The sequence below is a fragment of the Streptomyces paromomycinus genome (assembly GCF_003865155.1).
Taxonomy (GTDB): Bacteria; Actinomycetota; Actinomycetes; order Streptomycetales; family Streptomycetaceae; genus Streptomyces; species Streptomyces chrestomyceticus.
On the sequence record NZ_BHZD01000001.1, the window covers coordinates 3,222,571 to 3,238,869 of the forward strand.

A 16,299-nucleotide genomic window follows, 5' to 3' on the forward strand; every position below is an offset into this window, starting at 1 on the left:
TTTCGCGGTAGCGGCGGCCCGTACCGGGCGCCGAGGGTTCGGCCGCCCCGAAAGGGCAACCCGCAGCGGCATGGCAGCCGAACCGTCCGAGAAAACCACCACGCTGATCGCCCACTCGTGGTGGTCCGTACTGCGGCGCACCGCCAAGGAGTTCGTGGACGACGAGCTTCCCGACCGCGCCGCGGCCCTCACGTACTACGGGGTGCTCTCCCTCTTCCCCGCGCTGCTGGTGCTGGTCTCGATGCTCGGGGTGATCGGGAAGTCGGCGACCGACGCCGTGCTCGGCACTCTCGAAGAGATCACGCCGGAGGCGGCGCAGCAGATCCTGCGCGGCGCGGTACGCCAGTTGCAGGACGGGCCGGGCACCGGCGGCGTGCTGGCCGTCGTGGGTCTGCTGGCCGCGCTGTGGTCGGCCTCCAGCTACATAGCGGCCTTCATCCGGGCCGCCAACGCCGTCTACGACCTGCCGGAGGGGCGGCCGGCCTGGAAGACCCTGCCGCTGCGGCTCGGCGTGACGGTCGTGCTGATGGTGCTGCTGTCCGCCAGCGCGGTGATCGTGGTCTTCACCGGCTCGCTGGCCCGGCAGGCGGGCCGCGCCCTGGGCGTCGGCGACACCGGCATCGCGATCTGGTCGGTCGCCAAGTGGCCCGTCCTGCTGCTGCTCGTGGTGCTGATGATCACCATCCTGTACCGCGCCACGCCCAACGTACGGGACCAGGGGCTGCGGCGGCTGACCCCCGGCAGCTTCCTGGCCGTCGTGCTGTGGCTGACCGCCTCGGCGGGCTTCGCCCTGTACGTGGCGAACTTCGGCTCGTACAACAAGACGTACGGCACCCTGGCGGGCGTCATCATTTTCCTGGTCTGGGTGTGGCTGTCGAACCTGGCGGTTCTGCTGGGTCTGGAGTTCGACGCCGAGCTGGCCCGGCAGCGAGCGATCACCGAGGGGCACCCGTCGCGGGAGGAGCCGTACGTGGAGCCGCGGGACACCCGTGCCTGGCCGGACCGCCTGCGGTGGCGGCACCGGCGCCGCCGTACGGAGCGGGAGCCGTCGCCCGGCCACTGAGAGCGGCCCCGGCGCGCACTGCCCCAAAAAGGTGAGCGTCTGCACCACCGCCGCCCCAGTGGGTACCTCTGTCCTTCCGGGGCCCCACCCACGGCGCGGACCCGAGCGCCTTTCGAGTGCTGAAGGAAACCGAGAGCAGTGACAGACGTAGCAAGCCAGGGACCGGCGCCCGGCGACGACCGCCCGGTGCTCACCAACCGGCAAGGCCACCCGGTCTACGACAACCAGAACCAGCGGACGGTCGGCGCGCGCGGACCGGCCACGCTGGAGAACTACCAGTTCATCGAGAAGATCAGCCACTTCGACCGGGAGCGCATCCCCGAGCGGGTGGTGCACGCCCGCGGCGTGACCGCGTACGGGTACTTCGAGAGCTACGGGAAGTGGGGCGACGAACCGGTCGGCCGCCACACCCGGGCCAGGCTGTTCCAGGAGGCCGGCAAGCGCACCCCGGTGGCCGTACGGTTCTCCACCGTGATCGGCGGCCGGGACTCCTCCGAGGCCGCCCGCGACCCGCGCGGCTTCGCGGTGAAGTTCTACACCGAGGACGGCAACTGGGACCTGGTCGGCAACAACCTGGCCGTCTTCTTCATCCGGGACGCCATCAAGTTCCCCGACGTCATCCACGCCCTCAAGCCCGACCCGGTCTCGCACGAGCAGAAGCCGGCCCGCATCTTCGACTTCATGTCGCAGACGCCGGAGTCGATGCACATGCTGGTCAACCTCTTCAGCCCGCGCGGCATCCCGGCCGACTACCGGCACATGCAGGGCTTCGGGGTCAACACCTACAAATGGGTGAACGAGGCAGGTGACACCGTCCTGGTCAAGTACCACTGGCTGCCCAAGCTGGGCGTGCGCAGCATGACCGAGGAGGACGCCGCCGCCGTCCAGGCCGGGGAGCTGGGCCACGCGACGAAGGACCTGTACGAGGCGGTCCGGCGCGGTGACCACCCCGAGTGGGAACTGGTCGTCCAGATGATGAGCGACGACGACCACCCGGAGCTGGACTTCGATCCGCTGGACGACACCAAGGTCTGGCCGGAGCAGGAGTTCCCGCCCCGCCCGGTCGGCCGGATGGTCCTCGACCGGATGCCGGACAACTACTTCGCCGAGAACGAGCAGATCTCCTTCGGCACCGGCGTCCTCGTCGACGGCCTGGACTTCTCCGACGACAAGATGCTCATCGGCCGGACCTTCTCCTACAGCGACACCCAGCGCTACCGCGTCGGCCCGAACTACCTCCAGCTCCCGGTCAACCGCGCCAAGCACGCCACCGTCCACACCAACCAGCGCGACGGCCTGATGGCGTACGAGCAGGACCAGCACGGGCAGAACCCGGAGGTCAACTACGAGCCGTCGATCACCGGCGGCCTGCGGGAGGGCACCTACCCGACCCACGACGAGCAGGGGCCGGAGATCCGCGGCCGGCTCACCCGCAAGCGCATCCCGCGCACCAACGACTACCTCCAGGCGGGCCAGCGGTACTGCCTGCTGGAGGACTGGGAGCGCGACGACCTGGTGAAGAACCTCACCGACCTGATCTCGCAGGCCGACCGCGCGGTCCAGGAGCGGATGGTGTGGCACTTCCTGCTGGTCGAGAACGACCTCGGGCTGCGGGTCGGCGAGGGCCTGGGCATCGGCCCGAAGGACGTCGCCCATCTGGAGCCGCTGGCGGGTCAGGACCTGACGGACGAGGACCGGGAGCGGCTGACGCGCCTCGGCGACAACCCGCCGCGGGACGTGTCCGGGCTGACGATGACCCACTGCGTACCCGACGAGCGGCATACCGTCGCCTCCTGACGGGCACGGTGAACGCACGGACGACGCCCTGACACACGGCCCCGCCGGCGGTCCGGCGGGGCCGTGTCCCGTGGGCACCGAGGTGGCCCCCGCGCCTCGCGCGCGGGGCGCCACGGGAGGAGGAACGATCGGGCATGGCAGCGGCGAAGCGGTACGCGGTCGCGGGATCGGGCCAGTGGGTGGACGACGAGGACGGGCGGCGGCTGCCGGCGGGCGAGGTGCACGCCTGGGAGCAGGGGCTCAACCAGACCGTGTGCGGGCTCTCGCTCAGCCGCTCGCAGCTGGCGCGGTTCCCGCACATCGCCTGGCCCGACATCCTGCCCGAGTCCGGCGGGGCCGCGGACCGCGTCCAGCGGGTGTGCCCGCGCTGCGCGTCCGTCGCGGGGCGCCGGGGCGGTGACGCGCGCCCGCGCTGGCAGCGGGTCGATCCCCGGCCGTGACGGCCTCCTGACGGCGGGACGCCGCCGGGTACGTGTGCCGGGCGCGGCCCTTGTCGCGTACGGCCCGGCGCCGCCGTGCGGACGTACGGCACGGCGGCGCCGGGCGGCAGCCGCGTACGGGGTCAGGCCCCGGCGCTCAGCCCGGCCAGGTGCCGGTGGCCTTGCGGACGGCCACCGCACCGCTGCGGTCGACGGCCGCCTTGACCACCGCGAGCGTCGCGCCCTGGAGCGCGGCGGCGGGCAGCACCTCACGCCAGCGGCGTTCCTCGTCCGTGGCGTTCGGCGCGTCCTCCTCGCCGCCGACCAGCTTCCACAGGCGCTTGAACAGGGCGCCGGCCAGCACCCCGCCGAGGACGCCGAACACCATTCCCAGGGGCTTGTAGAGAAGTTTGATCATCAGTGGTGTCCTTTGCTCCGGCAGGCCCGCCGGGCCTTGGTGCCCGCCTTGGCGAGCGGACGCCGGCTCTTCTTCCGGGTCCGCAGCTCCTTACGCAGTGTCGTACGCAGCGGGTACGGGCGCACCCGGGAGCGGGTGCGGCGGCGCAGCACCAGGACGCCGGCCAGCAGCACGCCGCCCGCGACAGCGGCCGTGCGGGCGGCGGGGGAACCGGCCATCCGGTCCGTGACCGCCGCCGTCCGGCGCAGCGTCCGGTCCTTGACGCGGGCCGCCTTCTCCTGTGCGCGGCTCTTGACGTCGGCCTTGTCGGCCAGCGCGGCCACGGTGTCGCCGAGTTCCTGCCGGGTCAGCTCGATACGGGCCCGGAGCTCGTCCGGTCCTGCCGCGCCGCCCTTGCCGGGGTCACTGGTCATCGCCGGGCCCTCTCCTTGATCGTCTCGATGTCCTGCCGGACGCTGCGTACGGCCTCCTCGGGCACCGGCGGGGTGGCGCGGCGGATGCGCTGCCGCCCCAGCAGTCCCAGGACAGCCGCCAGCACCAGCAGCACGCCCACGACCACCAGGCCCGCCGCCCACAGCGGCAGTACCAGCCCGAGCGCGATGATCGCGGTCGCCACCAGGGCCTGGGCCGCCAGGAACGCCACCGTGCCGGCGCCGCCGAGCAGTCCGCCGCCCACGCCGAAGCGCTTGCCCTTGCGCGCCAGTTCCGTCTGCGCCAGCCGCATCTCGTCGCGCACCAGGCTGGACAGCTGTTCCGACGCCTGGGTGACCAGCTCGCTGACCGGCCTGCTGTCCGGCCTGCCGTCCGGCCGGACCGTCCGGTGATCCACGAAATCGCTCATCCCGATCACGCCTCCTTCCTCGTGCGCGCCGGGTACCTCCTCACGGGCCGGTTAACCGGAATGCCGGCCGTTACGGTGCCGGGCCGCCGTACGGGCCGCCGGCGCGCGCAACGCGAAGGCGCGCGCTCCCCGGCGGGGGAACGCGCGCCGTCAGCTGCAAAAGCGGTGGGTCAGAAGACCGACTCGGTCTCGTCCATCCGGCTCACCGGCACGGTCTTCAGCTCGGTGACCGCGTCGGCCAGCGGGCTCATCACGATGTCCGTGCCGCGCAGGGCGGTCATCTGGCCGAAGTCGCCGCGGTGCGCGGCCTCGACGGCGTGCCAGCCGAAGCGGGTGGCCAGCACGCGGTCGTACGCGGTGGGCGTGCCGCCGCGCTGGACGTGGCCGAGGATGACCGGGCGGGCCTCCTTGCCGAGGCGGTGCTCCAGCTCGCGGGCGAGGGCGGTGCCGATGCCCTGGAAGCGCTCGTGGCCGTACTGGTCGATCTCGCCGTGGCCGTAGTCCATCGTGCCCTCGGCGGGGTGGGCGCCCTCGGCGACGCAGACCACGGCGAACTTCTTGCCCCGGTCGAAGCGCTCCTCGACCATCGCGACCAGGTCGTTCACGTCGAAGGGGCGCTCCGGCAGGCAGATGCCGTGGGCGCCGCCGGCCATCCCGGACTCCAGCGCGATCCAGCCCGCGTGCCGGCCCATGACCTCGACGACCATGACCCGCTGGTGCGACTCGGCGGTCGTCTTGAGGCGGTCGATGGCCTCGGTGGCGACGCCGACGGCGGTGTCGAAGCCGAAGGTGCGGTCGGTGGCGGAGATGTCGTTGTCGATGGTCTTGGGCACGCCGACGATCGGCAGGCCGGCGTCGGCGAGCATCTTCGACGCGGTGAGCGTGCCCTCGCCACCGATGGGAATGAGCACGTCGATGCCGTACTCCCGGGCCAGGTCCTTGCCGTTCTCGCACGCCTCGCGCAGCCGGGCGCGCTCCAGGCGGGCGGAGCCGAGGATGGTGCCGCCGCGGGCCAGGATGCCGCTGACGGCGTCCAGGTCCAGCTTGCGGTACCGGCCGTCCAGCAGACCCTTGAATCCGTCCTCGAAACCGATGACCTCGTCGTCGTGGCCGGTGAGGGCGCGGTGCACCACCGAACGGATCACAGCGTTGAGGCCGGGGCAGTCGCCGCCCGCGGTGAGGACTCCGATACGCATGGTGCTGTGTCTCCTGTGCTCGCTGTTGGTTCTTGTGAGCCGGTCCGATTGTTTCACGGGCCGGCCGGCGTTGCGCTCACAGCGTCGGGCACCACTGCGGCTGCCCGCTGACACATGCGTAAAACTGGAGGGGCGGCTTAACCACAGCCGCAGGTATTGTCAAGAGGGGCAAGCTCACCATAACGGGAAATTTGACCTTGCGAAGCGACGGATGGATCGGAGAGCACGCGTGACGCGCAGCGTGTACGTGACCGGTATCGACCGCGGCGACGGCCGTCAGGTGGTGGAGCTGGGAGTCATGGAACTCCTGACCCGCCACGTGGACCGGGTGGGCGTCTTCCGCCCGCTGGTGCATGACGGGCCCGACCGCCTGTTCGAACTGCTGCGGGCCCGTTACCGGCTCTCCCAGCCCGCCGAGACCGTCTTCGGCCTGGGCTACGAGGAGGCCGCCCGCCTCCAGGCCGAGCAGGGCACCGACGAGCTGGTCTCCCAGCTCGTCGAGCGTTTCCACCGGGTGGCCAAAGACCACGAGTACGTCCTGGTGCTCGGCTCCGACTACGCCGCCACCAGCCTGCCGGCGGAGCTGAACCTGAACGCCCGGCTGGCGAACGAGTTCGGCGCCGCCGTGCTGCCGGTCGTCGGCGGCCAGGGCCAGGAGGCCGCGTCGGTGCGCGCCGAGGCCCACAACGCCTACCGCGCCTACCACTCGCTGGGCTGCGACGTCGTCGCCCTGATCGTGAACCGGGTCGCGCCCGCGCAGCACCCGGCCGTCGCCGAGCAGCTCTCCGCCCACCTGCCCGTCCCCTGCTACGCGCTCCCCGAGGACGGCGCCCTCTCCGCGCCCACCGTCGGCCAGATCGTGCACGCGCTCGGCGCCGAGGTGCTGCTCGGCGACGACTCGGGGCTGGCCCGCGACGCCCGCGACTTCGTCTTCGGCGGCGCCATGCTGCCGACCTTCCTGAAGGCGCTGACCCCCGGCTGCCTGGTCGTGACCCCCGGCGACCGCGCCGACCTGGTCATCGGGTCGCTCGCCGCGCACAGCGCCGGCGCCCCGTCCATAGCGGGTGTGCTGCTGACCCTGGACGAGCGTCCGGGACCCGACATCATGGCGCTGGCCAACCGCCTCGCCCCCGGCACCCCGGTCGTCTCCGTCTCCGGCGGCTCCTTCCCGACCGCGGCGGAGCTGTTCGCCGTCGAGGGCAAGCTGAACGCCGCGGCGCCGCGCAAGGCGGAGACCGCGCTCGGCCTGTTCGAGCGGCATGTGGACACCGCCGAGCTGACGAACCGTATCTCCGTCGCCCGCTCCGGCCGCGTCACGCCGATGATGTTCGAGCACGAGCTGATCGAGCGCTCCCGCGCGGGCCGCCGCCGGGTCGTGCTGCCGGAGGGCAACGAGGAGCGGGTGCTGCGCGCCGCCGACGTCCTGCTGCGCCGCGACGTGTGCGACCTGACGCTGCTCGGCGAGGAGGCGGCGGTCCGCAAGCGCGCCGCCGACCTCGCCATCGACCTGGAGGGCGCGCAGATCATCGACCCGCAGGTCTCCCCGCTGCGCGAGCGCTTCGCCGAGCTGTACGGCAAGCTCCGCGCCCACAAGGGCGTCACCTACGAGCTGGCGTACGACGTGGTGGCCGACGTGTCGTACTTCGGCACGCTGATGGTGCAGGAGGGCCTGGCCGACGGCATGGTCTCCGGCGCGGTGCACTCCACCGCGGCCACCATCCGCCCCGCCTTCGAGATCATCAAGACCAAGCCGGGCGCGCAGATCGTCTCGTCCGTGTTCTTCATGTGCCTGGCCGACCGCGTCCTGGTCTACGGCGACTGCGCCGTCAACCCGGACCCGGACGCCGAGCAGCTCGCGGACATCGCCATCCAGTCGGCGGCCACCGCCGCGCAGTTCGGCGTCGAACCGCGGATCGCGATGCTGTCGTACTCCACCGGCACCTCCGGCTCCGGCGCGGACGTCGACAAGGTCCGCAAGGCCACCGAGCTGGTCCGCGAGCGCCGCCCCGACCTGCTGGTCGAGGGCCCGATCCAGTACGACGCGGCCGTGGACGCCGCGGTGGCCAAGACGAAGCTGCCGGACTCCGAGGTCGCCGGCCGGGCCACCGTGCTGGTCTTCCCCGACCTGAACACCGGCAACAACACCTACAAGGCCGTGCAGCGCTCGGCCAACGCGGTCGCCGTCGGCCCGGTGCTCCAGGGCCTGCGCAAGCCGGTCAACGACCTGTCGCGCGGCGCGCTCGTCCAGGACATCGTCAACACCGTGGCCATCACGGCCATCCAGGCGCAGGGTGCGGCCCCGGGCGGCTCGCCCGCCGCCGACGCCTGACACCCCCGCCGCCCGCCCCCCACAACCGACCGAAAGCTGCTTCATGACTGCCAACGCCACCCGCGTCCTCGTCCTCAACTCCGGCTCTTCCTCGGTGAAGTACCAGCTGCTCGACATGAAGGACGGCTCCCGGCTCGCCGTGGGCCTGGTCGAGCGCATCGGCGAGGAGACCTCGCGCCTGTCCCACACCCCGCTGGCCACCGGCGGCGACAAGCGCGAGCGCGAGGCCCGGATAGCCGACCACGAGGAGGCGCTGAAGGCGGTCGCCGACGAGCTGTCCGCGGACGGACTCGGCCTGGACTCGCCCGAGCTGGCGGCGATCGGGCACCGGGTGGTGCACGGCGGCCTGAAGTTCACCGCGCCGACCGTGATCGACGACGCGGTGCTCAAGGAGATCGAGCGGCTGGTGCCGGTGGCGCCGCTGCACAACCCGGCGAACATCACCGGTATCAAGACCGCCCAGGCGCTCCGCCCCGACCTGCCCCAGGTCGCGGTCTTCGACACCGCCTTCCACACCACGATGCCGGAGCACGCGGCGCGCTACGCCATCGACGTGGAGACGGCCGACGCCCACCGCATCCGCCGGTACGGCTTCCACGGCACCTCGCACGCGTACGTCTCGCGCAAGACCGCCGAGCTGCTCGGCAAGGCACCCGAGGACGTCAACGTCATCGTGCTGCACCTGGGCAACGGCGCCTCCGCCTCGGCGGTGGCCAGCGGCCGCTGCGTGGACACCTCCATGGGGCTGACGCCGCTGGAGGGCCTGGTCATGGGCACCCGCTCCGGTGACATCGACCCGGCCGTGGTCTTCCACCTCAAGCGGGTGGCGGGCATGGACGCGGACGAGGTCGACGAGCTGCTCAACAAGAAGAGCGGCCTGGTCGGGCTGTGCGGCGACAACGACATGCGGGAGATCCGCCGCCGGATCGACGAGGGCGACCAGCGGGCCGCGCTCGCCTTCGACATCTACATCCACCGGCTGAAGAAGTACATCGGCGCCTACAGCGCGGTGCTGGGCCGGGTGGACGCGGTGGCGTTCACCGCGGGCGTCGGCGAGAACGCCGCCCCGGTGCGCGAGGCCGCGGTCAAGGGCCTGGAGGAGCTGGGCCTGGCGGTGGACGCCGATCTGAACGCCGTACGGTCCGACGCGGCGCGGCTGATATCGCCGGAGTACGCCCGGGTCGCGGTCGCCGTCGTCCCCACCGACGAGGAGCTGGAGATCGCCGGCCAGACATACGCCCTGGTCGGCAACTGACCCATGGCACCACCGGCCCGGCACCGACAGCACCCGTACGGCGCCTGGCCGGTCCCCCCTTCCGGGCACCCGAGCCCCAATAATTCCGCTCCGAAACAAACGATAGGATCGATCCATGCGCCGTTCCAAAATCGTCTGCACCCTGGGCCCCGCCGTCGACTCCTACGACCAGCTGAAGACGCTGATCGAGGCCGGCATGAACGTGGCCCGATTCAACATGAGCCACGGCACCCACGCGGAGCACGAGGAGCGCTACCACCGCGTCCGCAAGGCCGCCGAGGAGACCGGCCGCGCCATCGGCGTGCTGGCCGACCTCCAGGGCCCCAAGATCCGCCTGGAGACCTTCGCCGACGGCCCGGTCGAGCTGGTGCGCGGCGACGAGTTCGTCATCACCACCGAGGACGTCCCCGGTGACAAGACCATCTGCGGCACGACCTACAAGGGCCTGCCCGCCGACGTCTCCAAGGGCGACCCGGTCCTGATCAACGACGGCAATGTCGCGCTCCAGGTCGTCGAGGTCGACGGCCCCCGGGTGCGCTGCATCGTCATCGAGGGCGGCGTCATCTCCGACCACAAGGGCATCAACCTGCCCGGCGCGGCGGTCAACGTCCCGGCGCTGTCCGAGAAGGACATCGACGACCTGAAGTTCGCCCTGAACATGGGCTGCGACCTGGTCGCGCTGTCCTTCGTGCGGGACGCCAAGGACGTCAACGACGTGCACCGGGTCATGGACGAGGTCGGCAGGCGCGTCCCGGTGATCGCCAAGGTGGAGAAGCCGCAGGCGGTCAACAACATGGAGGAGGTCGTCGCGGCCTTCGACGGCGTCATGGTGGCCCGTGGCGACCTGGCCGTGGAGTACCCCCTCGAAAAGGTCCCGATGGTGCAGAAGCGCCTGGTGGAGATGTGCCGGCGGAACGCCAAGCCGGTGATCGTGGCGACCCAGATGATGGAGTCGATGATCACCAACTCGCGGCCGACCCGCGCCGAGGCGTCCGACGTCGCCAACGCGATCCTGGACGGCGCGGACGCGGTCATGCTCTCCGCCGAGTCCTCGGTCGGCCAGTACCCGATCGAGACCGTCAAGACGATGTCGAAGATCGTCGAGGCGGCCGAGGAGGAGCTGCTGTCCAAGGGCCTGCAGCCGCTGGTCCCGGGCAAGAAGCCCCGCACCCAGGGCGGCGCGGTGGCCCGCGCGGCCGCCGAGATGGCCGACTTCCTCAACGGCAAGGCGCTGGTGGCCTTCACCAAGTCCGGTGACACCGCCCGCCGCCTGTCCCGCTACCGCGCGGCCCAGCCGATCCTGGCCTTCACCACGGACGCCGCCACCCGCAACCAGCTCGCGCTGAGCTGGGGCGTGGAGACCTTCGTCGTGCCGCACGTGGAGCACACCGACGAGATGGTCGACCTGGTCGACGCCGAGCTGCTGAAGCTCCAGCGCTACAACGACGGCGACACCATGATCATCACGGCCGGTTCGCCCCCCGGCGTCCCCGGCACCACCAACATGGTCCGCGTCCACCACCTGGGCGGCGACCGCGGCTGACGCGCGGCGAGCGACCTGAGTACGGCGGTGGGCCGCACCCCCGAGGGGGTGCGGCCCACCGCCGTACGTACGTGCCGGGCTCAGCCCGAGACCGAGTGGTGCAGCCCCGGAATCGTCAGGGTGCCGCCGAACTGGCCCGCCTGGGTGATCTTCACCTTGGTGAAGTACGCGAAGGGGACGTTGAGGGGCGGCGGGTGCTCCGGGTCGAAGACGATCGGGATCAGGCCGAAGAGGTTGCCCTGGAGGCGCTCGGTGTACATGGTGACCTTGCCGTCGCGGATCGTGGAGGTCGAGCCCGCGGCCGCCTGGACGTGGTACTTCTTCCCGGCCGGGCCGTCCACGATCTGGTGGAGGTCGCCGATGTCGATGCTGTCCGCGGTGAACTTCAGGGCCTGCTTGGTCCGGCCGTTCGGCATCGTGAGGTTGACGACGCCCGCGTAGTCCAGGCCGCGCAGGGTCAGGCCGCTGGACTCCAGGTACCAGGGCTGGTTCGGGACGGCGGTCGGCGGCTGCTCGGCCTTGCCCGCGACCTTCTTCTCCTCGACGCAGGGGAAGGGTTTCTTACCGTCCGCGTCGGGGGCGTTCGGGTCGGCGCTGCCGCTCGGGGACGGGGACGGGGTGGCCGACGGCGAGGCGTCGTCCGCCGTGTCCTTCTCGTCGTCCAGCGCCTTGCCCGCCTCGTCCTTGGCGTCGCCGGCCGTCTCGCCCAGCTTGTCGGTGGTGTCCTTGAGCCGGTCGGTGGTCTTGCCGCCGGGCTTGCCGGACGACGTGTCGCCGGGGCCGGAGTCCTTGCCCGCGGGTGCGGAGGAGGACGGGGACGGTGACGGTGACGTGCTCGGGGTGCCGGACTTGCCGTCGCCGGGGTGGAAGACGTCGTGCAGCTTCTTGCCCACGCCCAGCGGGTCGTACCAGGGGTTCTGCTCCGAGGGGGACGGGGTGGCGGAGGGGGACGGAGGAGTGGACTCGCCCGCGGACGGGGTCGGGGCGGGCTTCCGGTGCGGGCCCTCCTTGTCCGGGGACGGGGAGGAGGCGCCGGGGGTGGGCGTGGTGCCCGTACCGGAGCCGGAGCCGGAGCCGGGTCCCTGGTCCTTGCCGGACCCGTCGTCGGCCGCCTTGTCCTCGGCCGCCTTCTCCTTCTCGGCCTTCTCCTTGGCGGCTTTCTCCTTGGCCGCCTTCTCCTTCTCCGCCTTGTCCTTCTCCGCCTTGTCCTTGGCGTCCTGCTCCGCCGTATCCGGGGCGCTGACGCACGGACCGTTCCTGAACGGGCTCTCCGGCGGCTGCGGCTTGGCCATCGCCAGCTGCGGTGTCAGGCCCATGCCCATCAGGACCGCGGTGGGCATGGCGGCGAGGGCGATCGCCTTGCCCGCGGGTACGTGCAGCCGGGTCAGCAGCGGTTTGCGTGGGGCCGCGTGGCGCGGCCCGGTTCTCGCCGCCGGGGCGGCCGCCTGCGTCTCGTGCTCGTCACCCGGCACTGTGCCTCCCGTTCGTCCCGGTGACCGGGCTCGCTCCTGACAGGTCGTCCGGTGCGCCGCCCACGGGCCGGGCCGGTTCGCCCCCCTCGGGAGCGACGGGCTTGCCCGGCGCCCAGGAGACCGCCAGCGCGCCGCCGACCAGGCCCAGCGCGAAGCCGATCACGAAGGCGCCGAAGTTGGAGACCACCAGGGAGACCAGGGACAGCAGGATCGCCGCGACGCCCGCGAAGACGCGGGAGGCGGGCTGGAACCACATGGTCAGGCCGAGCACGACCAGGAGTACGCCGATGATCAGCGAGCCGGCGCCCGCGGTCGTCGCCATCCGGACGGTCAGGGAGCCGATCGTGAGGTTCGCGTAGGGGATGTACATGATCGGGAATCCGGCCAGCAGCGTCAGCACCCCGCCCCAGAACGGGCGCTGACCTCGCCACTCCCGGAACGAAGTGCGCTTGCGGCCGGTCTTCTCGTTCAGCCGTGGTCGCGTGTCGGCGCTCATGTCGTACAGCTCCTCGGGACTGGCTAATCGGTGGTACGTGAGCTGGGGTGCGTGGCGCGGCGGCCACCGGCGTACGGGGGCGGGGGCGCGCGGGCGGCGAAACCGCTCCGCCGCGCACGCCCCCGCCCCCGTGCGCTCAGTGCGTCAGTAGCACTCGTTCTTGCCGCGGCTGACGCTCATGTGCAGACCACTGAGCTGGAACGTGCCGGCCGTGGTGGCCCAGGCGCGCTGCTTGACGTCCTTGAACAGGACATGCTCGGCCTGCTGCGCGAAGGAGCCGGGGAGGTAGGCCCCCCTGCCGCCCTCGCCGGGCTTGGCCGGGCCCGGCCCCTTGGTGGTGTCGTCCACCGAGACGCCGATGTCCACGTTGGTGAACGTCGCGTTGGTCTGCAGGTCGTCGGCGTCGATGTAGAGCTTCTTCGCCAGGACCTTCGGGCCGCCCTCGCCGCCCGCCTTGAGCTGCATCGTCACATCGCCGAAGACCGGCACCGGCACGACGACCGACTGGCACAGCTTGGTGATCTCCGCGGAGTCCAGCCCCACCACGGCGACCGGGTGCTGGCCGTCCTTGCCCTTGTCGAGGGCTCCGTACTGCACGAACCCGGTACCGTCGAGTTCCTTCGCGGTGACCTTGAACTGCTGACCGGAGACGCTGAACGACGCTGCCAGCGCACCCTGCGCGATGGCGACTCCGATGGCAGCCGTCGCCGCGACGCTCGGCACCATGACAACGGCGAACCGCTTCCATCTGGTCCCGCCACGAGCCAGGGACTCCATGACTTTCCTCCTTCTCGGACGTACATCTCCGGTCGCGGTCCGGGTCTCGAAAGACGGCGGCCGTACCTGGGATGGGAGAAGTGCTACGTCCTCGGGAAGGAGAGCGCCCGTATCGAAATGGCGTACGGGCGTACGGCGTTCCGATGCACCGGCGATCACCCCCGAGCGACAACCACTGGCCACGCTCCCGCGCGGCGTTTGTCGGACAGGCCCTGCCGGGTGAGCAGGAACCCCCCTGTCCGGGACCGGTGGCGGTGCCGCCGGCCACTCGGTGGGGACCCATGGACCCCGCGGCGCCGACCGGTTGCCGGGCGGCGGGAATGGACCGAGCGTGGCCGATCGTGGTGCATCGGCGGCTGTCGCACAAGGGGTTCGTTACTTGCGAGTAACGGAGAGATGACCACGGCACGACAGCGCGAAATCGGGCGGGTACCCAGGGTTGTCACCACTGGTGAGGAGACATGGGGTGTTCAGGGAGGAACACCGGCAAAACCCCTCGCTCCTCTTACTCCAAGTAACAGCGGCCACGATTACCAAGATTTGGTAAAACGTGGCCGCTGCCGAGTGATGAGGTCCACGCGCCCCAGGAGGCGCGGGTGACCGGACACCGAGGGGTCAGAGGGGAATCAGAACAGCACCCGCGCCAGGGCCGTACGGGCCGAGATCACCCGGGGGTCGTCGGTGCCGATGACCTCGAACAGCTCCAGCAGCCGTACCCGCGCGGCCTCCCGGTCGTCGCCCGCCGTGCGCCGGACGGTGTCCACCAGCCGCCCGAAGGCGTCCTCCACATGACCGCCGACCAGGTCCAGGTCGGCCGCCTTGATCTGCGCCTGCACGTCGGCGGGGCCGTCGGCCGCCGCCTTGCGCACCTCCTGCGGGTCCAGGTCCCGCACCCGGCGCAGCAGTTCGGCCTGGGCCAGGCCGAGCTTGGCCTCCGGGTTCGCCGGGTCGTCGGAGAGCACGTTCTTGTACGCCTGGACGGCGCCGTCGAGGTCACCGGCGTCCAGCGCCTGGTTCGCGGCCTCCAGCAGCGCGTCGTACGGGCCGGCCGGCTCCGGGACGTCCTCCTGCGGCGCGGCGTCCGCCGGGTCGACGGGCGCGCCGACGATGCCGAACTGCTGCTCGGCGGCCTGGACGAGCTGGTCCAGCACCTGGCGGATCTGCGCCTCCGGGGCCGCGCCCTGGAACAGCGGGATCGGCTGGCCCGCGACGACCGCGAAGACCGCCGGGATGCCCTGCACGCCGAACTGCTGGAACAGTGCCTGGTTGCGGTCGACGTCGATCTTGGCCAGGACGAACTTGCCGGCGTACTCCCCCGCCAGCCGCTCCAGCAGCGGGCCGAGCTGCTTGCACGGCTCGCACCACTCGGCCCAGAAGTCGATGACGACCGGCACCTCGGTGGAGCGCTGGAGGATGTCCTGCTGGAACCCCGCCTCGTCGACGTCGAACACCAGACGGGCGCCGCCCGTGGGCCGGCCGGTGCGGGCCGCTTCGGCGCGCGCCTGCTCCGCCTTCTGCTTCGCTTCCCCGGCCGCCTTCACCGCGGCGAGGTCGACGACTCCACTCATGGACATGTTGCGTGGCTGCATGGGCCTATCCTCCCCCCTTCCGCGGACCGTTGCGAAAAGCGGTGCCGAAAATTCACGGTGCGCGAAAAAGCACGCGGTGCCGGTCCGTCCGTGCGGCCCGCCGGCGTGCCGGCGCAGGACGGAGGTGCCGCGTGCACCGGCCCGGGGGCCGGTGCGGTGCTGCGGTGGCCCCGGGTCCCCACCCGCGGCCTGTGGTTGTCGCGTCCGGGGCGGGCCGTACGGGCCCACCCTTTCGCTACGACCCGTAGCGTAACTGTCCGGCGCCCCGGCCCGGCAACCCCTCCCGCGAACCGTACGGGTGATCTGCCTCACGAGGGCGGGCCGGCCCGCGCCTACTGGCCGGTATGGTCGCCCCCATGCACCGCTGCCCCCTCACCGGCACCAGCTCCCCCGCGGCCCGTACGGGTCCTCGGAGCCGTACGGGCCGGCCGCGCAGCGCCGAGGCGGACCGCGCGATCCTCGACGCCACCCGCGCCGCGCTGGTCGAGCTGGGCTGGGGCAAGCTCACGATGAGCGACGTGGCCGCCCGTGCCGGGGTCGCCAAGACGACCCTCTACCGCCGCTGGGCCAACAAGAACGAGCTGGTCCTGGACGCCGTGGCGGTCCTCTTCGACGAACTCGAACTCCCCGACCGGGGCTGCCTCCAGGCCGACATCGAGGGCGTCGTCCTGCAGTTCGCCTCGCTGCTGGCCCGCCCGGAGACCAAGACCGCGCTGATGGCCGTGGTCGCCGAGTCCACCACCGACGAGGCGCTGCGGATCCGTATCCGCTCCGCCGTGGTCGAACGGCAGAAGCGGCTGGTGACCCTCGGGCGCGAGCGGGCCCAGGCGCGCGGGGAACTGCCGCCGGACCCGGCCGGCGAGGAGGGCGCGGCGGCCGCCGGGCGGGCGGTCGGGCTGATCTTCGACGTGATCGCGGGCGCCGTCGTGCACCGGGCGCTGGTCAGCGCGGAGCCGGTGGACGAACTGTGGGCGCAGCAGTTCAGCGCGCTGCTGCTGACGGGACTGGCCGGACTCGCGGAGGCGGGACCGGCCGGGGCGTAAGGCTCCCGGGCGGCCACGAGCCGGCACCGACACCGGTACGGGTACGGGTATAGGTACGGGT

At 71.8% G+C, this 16,299-nt stretch carries 15 protein-coding genes; 7 read left to right on the forward strand and 8 right to left on the reverse strand.

All coding sequences use genetic code 11. The features are described 5' to 3' along the window. The first annotated feature begins 70 nt into the window (after positions 1 to 70). The 3 genes from OEIGOIKO_RS12980 to OEIGOIKO_RS12990 all read left to right on the forward strand — a co-directional run bounded on the left by OEIGOIKO_RS12980 (position 71) and on the right by OEIGOIKO_RS12990 (position 3,300). The gene (locus OEIGOIKO_RS12980; protein ID WP_125054181.1) at positions 71 to 1,063 is read left to right on the forward strand and encodes a YihY/virulence factor BrkB family protein; all 993 of its coding nucleotides are present in this window, start codon (positions 71 to 73) and stop codon (positions 1,061 to 1,063) included. A gap of 138 nt (positions 1,064 to 1,201) precedes the next feature. Continuing rightward, a complete protein-coding gene (locus OEIGOIKO_RS12985; RefSeq protein WP_125054182.1) occupies positions 1,202 to 2,860 on the forward strand; it encodes a catalase in 1,659 nt (552 codons plus the stop codon). A 134-nt stretch (positions 2,861 to 2,994) separates the two neighbouring features. Then, positions 2,995 to 3,300: a hypothetical protein gene (locus OEIGOIKO_RS12990; RefSeq protein WP_125054183.1), complete on the forward strand. Its 306-nt coding sequence runs from the start codon at positions 2,995 to 2,997 to the stop codon at positions 3,298 to 3,300. Between the two features lie 136 nt (positions 3,301 to 3,436). On the opposite strand, the gene OEIGOIKO_RS12995 is transcribed toward OEIGOIKO_RS12990, so the two are convergent. The 4 genes from OEIGOIKO_RS12995 to OEIGOIKO_RS13010 all read right to left on the reverse strand — a co-directional run bounded on the left by OEIGOIKO_RS12995 (position 3,437) and on the right by OEIGOIKO_RS13010 (position 5,734). Continuing rightward, positions 3,437 to 3,697, reverse strand: coding sequence for a DUF4235 domain-containing protein (locus OEIGOIKO_RS12995; RefSeq protein WP_125054184.1), 261 nt, complete (start codon positions 3,695 to 3,697; stop codon positions 3,437 to 3,439). Beyond that, positions 3,697 to 4,110 (reverse strand): DUF3618 domain-containing protein, encoded by a 414-nt coding sequence (locus OEIGOIKO_RS13000; RefSeq protein ID WP_125054185.1) that lies wholly within the window; start codon positions 4,108 to 4,110, stop codon positions 3,697 to 3,699. The genes OEIGOIKO_RS12995 and OEIGOIKO_RS13000 overlap by 1 nt, the downstream gene beginning before the upstream one ends. Next, complete coding sequence (locus OEIGOIKO_RS13005) at positions 4,107 to 4,538, reverse strand: phage holin family protein (protein ID WP_125054186.1); 432 nt, start codon at positions 4,536 to 4,538, stop codon at positions 4,107 to 4,109. Before OEIGOIKO_RS13005 ends, OEIGOIKO_RS13000 begins: the two co-directional genes overlap by 4 nt. 170 nt (positions 4,539 to 4,708) lie before the next feature. Beyond that, positions 4,709 to 5,734 carry an ATP-dependent 6-phosphofructokinase gene (locus tag OEIGOIKO_RS13010; RefSeq protein ID WP_125054187.1) on the reverse strand — a complete coding sequence of 342 codons (1,026 nt, stop codon included), beginning with the start codon at positions 5,732 to 5,734 and terminating at the stop codon, positions 4,709 to 4,711. Positions 5,735 to 5,963: 229 nt separating this feature from the next. Between OEIGOIKO_RS13010 and pta the strand changes: the two genes are divergently transcribed. The 3 genes from pta to pyk all read left to right on the forward strand — a co-directional run bounded on the left by pta (position 5,964) and on the right by pyk (position 10,861). Beyond that, complete coding sequence (pta, locus tag OEIGOIKO_RS13015; RefSeq protein ID WP_125054188.1) at positions 5,964 to 8,063, forward strand: phosphate acetyltransferase; 2,100 nt, start codon at positions 5,964 to 5,966, stop codon at positions 8,061 to 8,063. 43 nt (positions 8,064 to 8,106) lie between these two features. Continuing rightward, positions 8,107 to 9,318 carry an acetate kinase gene (locus tag OEIGOIKO_RS13020; protein WP_125054189.1) on the forward strand — a complete coding sequence of 404 codons (1,212 nt, stop codon included), beginning with the start codon at positions 8,107 to 8,109 and terminating at the stop codon, positions 9,316 to 9,318. A 115-nt stretch (positions 9,319 to 9,433) separates the two neighbouring features. Beyond that, the gene (gene pyk, locus OEIGOIKO_RS13025) at positions 9,434 to 10,861 is read left to right on the forward strand and encodes a pyruvate kinase (protein ID WP_031008005.1); all 1,428 of its coding nucleotides are present in this window, start codon (positions 9,434 to 9,436) and stop codon (positions 10,859 to 10,861) included. 80 nt (positions 10,862 to 10,941) lie between these two features. Here pyk and OEIGOIKO_RS13030 read toward each other — a convergent pair whose 3' ends face one another. The 4 genes from OEIGOIKO_RS13030 to OEIGOIKO_RS13050 all read right to left on the reverse strand — a co-directional run bounded on the left by OEIGOIKO_RS13030 (position 10,942) and on the right by OEIGOIKO_RS13050 (position 15,195). Next, the gene (locus tag OEIGOIKO_RS13030; protein WP_125054190.1) at positions 10,942 to 12,333 is read right to left on the reverse strand and encodes a hypothetical protein; all 1,392 of its coding nucleotides are present in this window, start codon (positions 12,331 to 12,333) and stop codon (positions 10,942 to 10,944) included. Beyond that, the gene (locus tag OEIGOIKO_RS13035; protein ID WP_125054191.1) at positions 12,323 to 12,829 is read right to left on the reverse strand and encodes a DUF6114 domain-containing protein; all 507 of its coding nucleotides are present in this window, start codon (positions 12,827 to 12,829) and stop codon (positions 12,323 to 12,325) included. The genes OEIGOIKO_RS13030 and OEIGOIKO_RS13035 overlap by 11 nt, the downstream gene beginning before the upstream one ends. A 144-nt stretch (positions 12,830 to 12,973) precedes the next feature. After that, entirely contained in the window at positions 12,974 to 13,606 is a 633-nt protein-coding gene (locus OEIGOIKO_RS13040; RefSeq protein ID WP_125054192.1) for a DUF6230 family protein, read from the reverse strand. Positions 13,607 to 14,232: 626 nt separating this feature from the next. Then, a complete protein-coding gene (locus tag OEIGOIKO_RS13050; protein WP_125054193.1) occupies positions 14,233 to 15,195 on the reverse strand; it encodes a tetratricopeptide repeat protein in 963 nt (320 codons plus the stop codon). Positions 15,196 to 15,539: 344 nt separating this feature from the next. Here OEIGOIKO_RS13050 and OEIGOIKO_RS13055 point away from each other — a divergent pair, with 344 nt between their 5' ends. Beyond that, on the forward strand, positions 15,540 to 16,238 hold the full coding sequence (locus OEIGOIKO_RS13055) for a TetR/AcrR family transcriptional regulator (RefSeq protein WP_371858915.1): 699 nt from the start codon (positions 15,540 to 15,542) through the stop codon (positions 16,236 to 16,238). Positions 16,239 to 16,299: the final 61 nt, after the last annotated feature.

Coding starts and splice junctions, on each gene's coding strand:
- OEIGOIKO_RS12980 (WP_125054181.1), top strand. CDS start 71: ATGGCAGCCGAACCGTCCGAGAAAACCACCACGCTGATCGCCCACTCG.
- OEIGOIKO_RS12990 (WP_125054183.1), top strand. CDS start 2,995: ATGGCAGCGGCGAAGCGGTACGCGGTCGCGGGATCGGGCCAGTGGGTG.
- OEIGOIKO_RS12995 (WP_125054184.1), bottom strand. CDS start 3,697: ATGATCAAACTTCTCTACAAGCCCCTGGGAATGGTGTTCGGCGTCCTC.
- OEIGOIKO_RS13000 (WP_125054185.1), bottom strand. CDS start 4,110: ATGACCAGTGACCCCGGCAAGGGCGGCGCGGCAGGACCGGACGAGCTC.
- OEIGOIKO_RS13005 (WP_125054186.1), bottom strand. CDS start 4,538: ATGAGCGATTTCGTGGATCACCGGACGGTCCGGCCGGACGGCAGGCCG.
- OEIGOIKO_RS13010 (WP_125054187.1), bottom strand. CDS start 5,734: ATGCGTATCGGAGTCCTCACCGCGGGCGGCGACTGCCCCGGCCTCAAC.
- OEIGOIKO_RS13020 (WP_125054189.1), top strand. CDS start 8,107: ATGACTGCCAACGCCACCCGCGTCCTCGTCCTCAACTCCGGCTCTTCC.
- pyk (WP_031008005.1), top strand. CDS start 9,434: ATGCGCCGTTCCAAAATCGTCTGCACCCTGGGCCCCGCCGTCGACTCC.
- OEIGOIKO_RS13035 (WP_125054191.1), bottom strand. CDS start 12,829: ATGAGCGCCGACACGCGACCACGGCTGAACGAGAAGACCGGCCGCAAG.
- OEIGOIKO_RS13040 (WP_125054192.1), bottom strand. CDS start 13,606: ATGGAGTCCCTGGCTCGTGGCGGGACCAGATGGAAGCGGTTCGCCGTT.
- OEIGOIKO_RS13050 (WP_125054193.1), bottom strand. CDS start 15,195: ATGCAGCCACGCAACATGTCCATGAGTGGAGTCGTCGACCTCGCCGCG.
- OEIGOIKO_RS13055 (WP_371858915.1), top strand. CDS start 15,540: ATGGTCGCCCCCATGCACCGCTGCCCCCTCACCGGCACCAGCTCCCCC.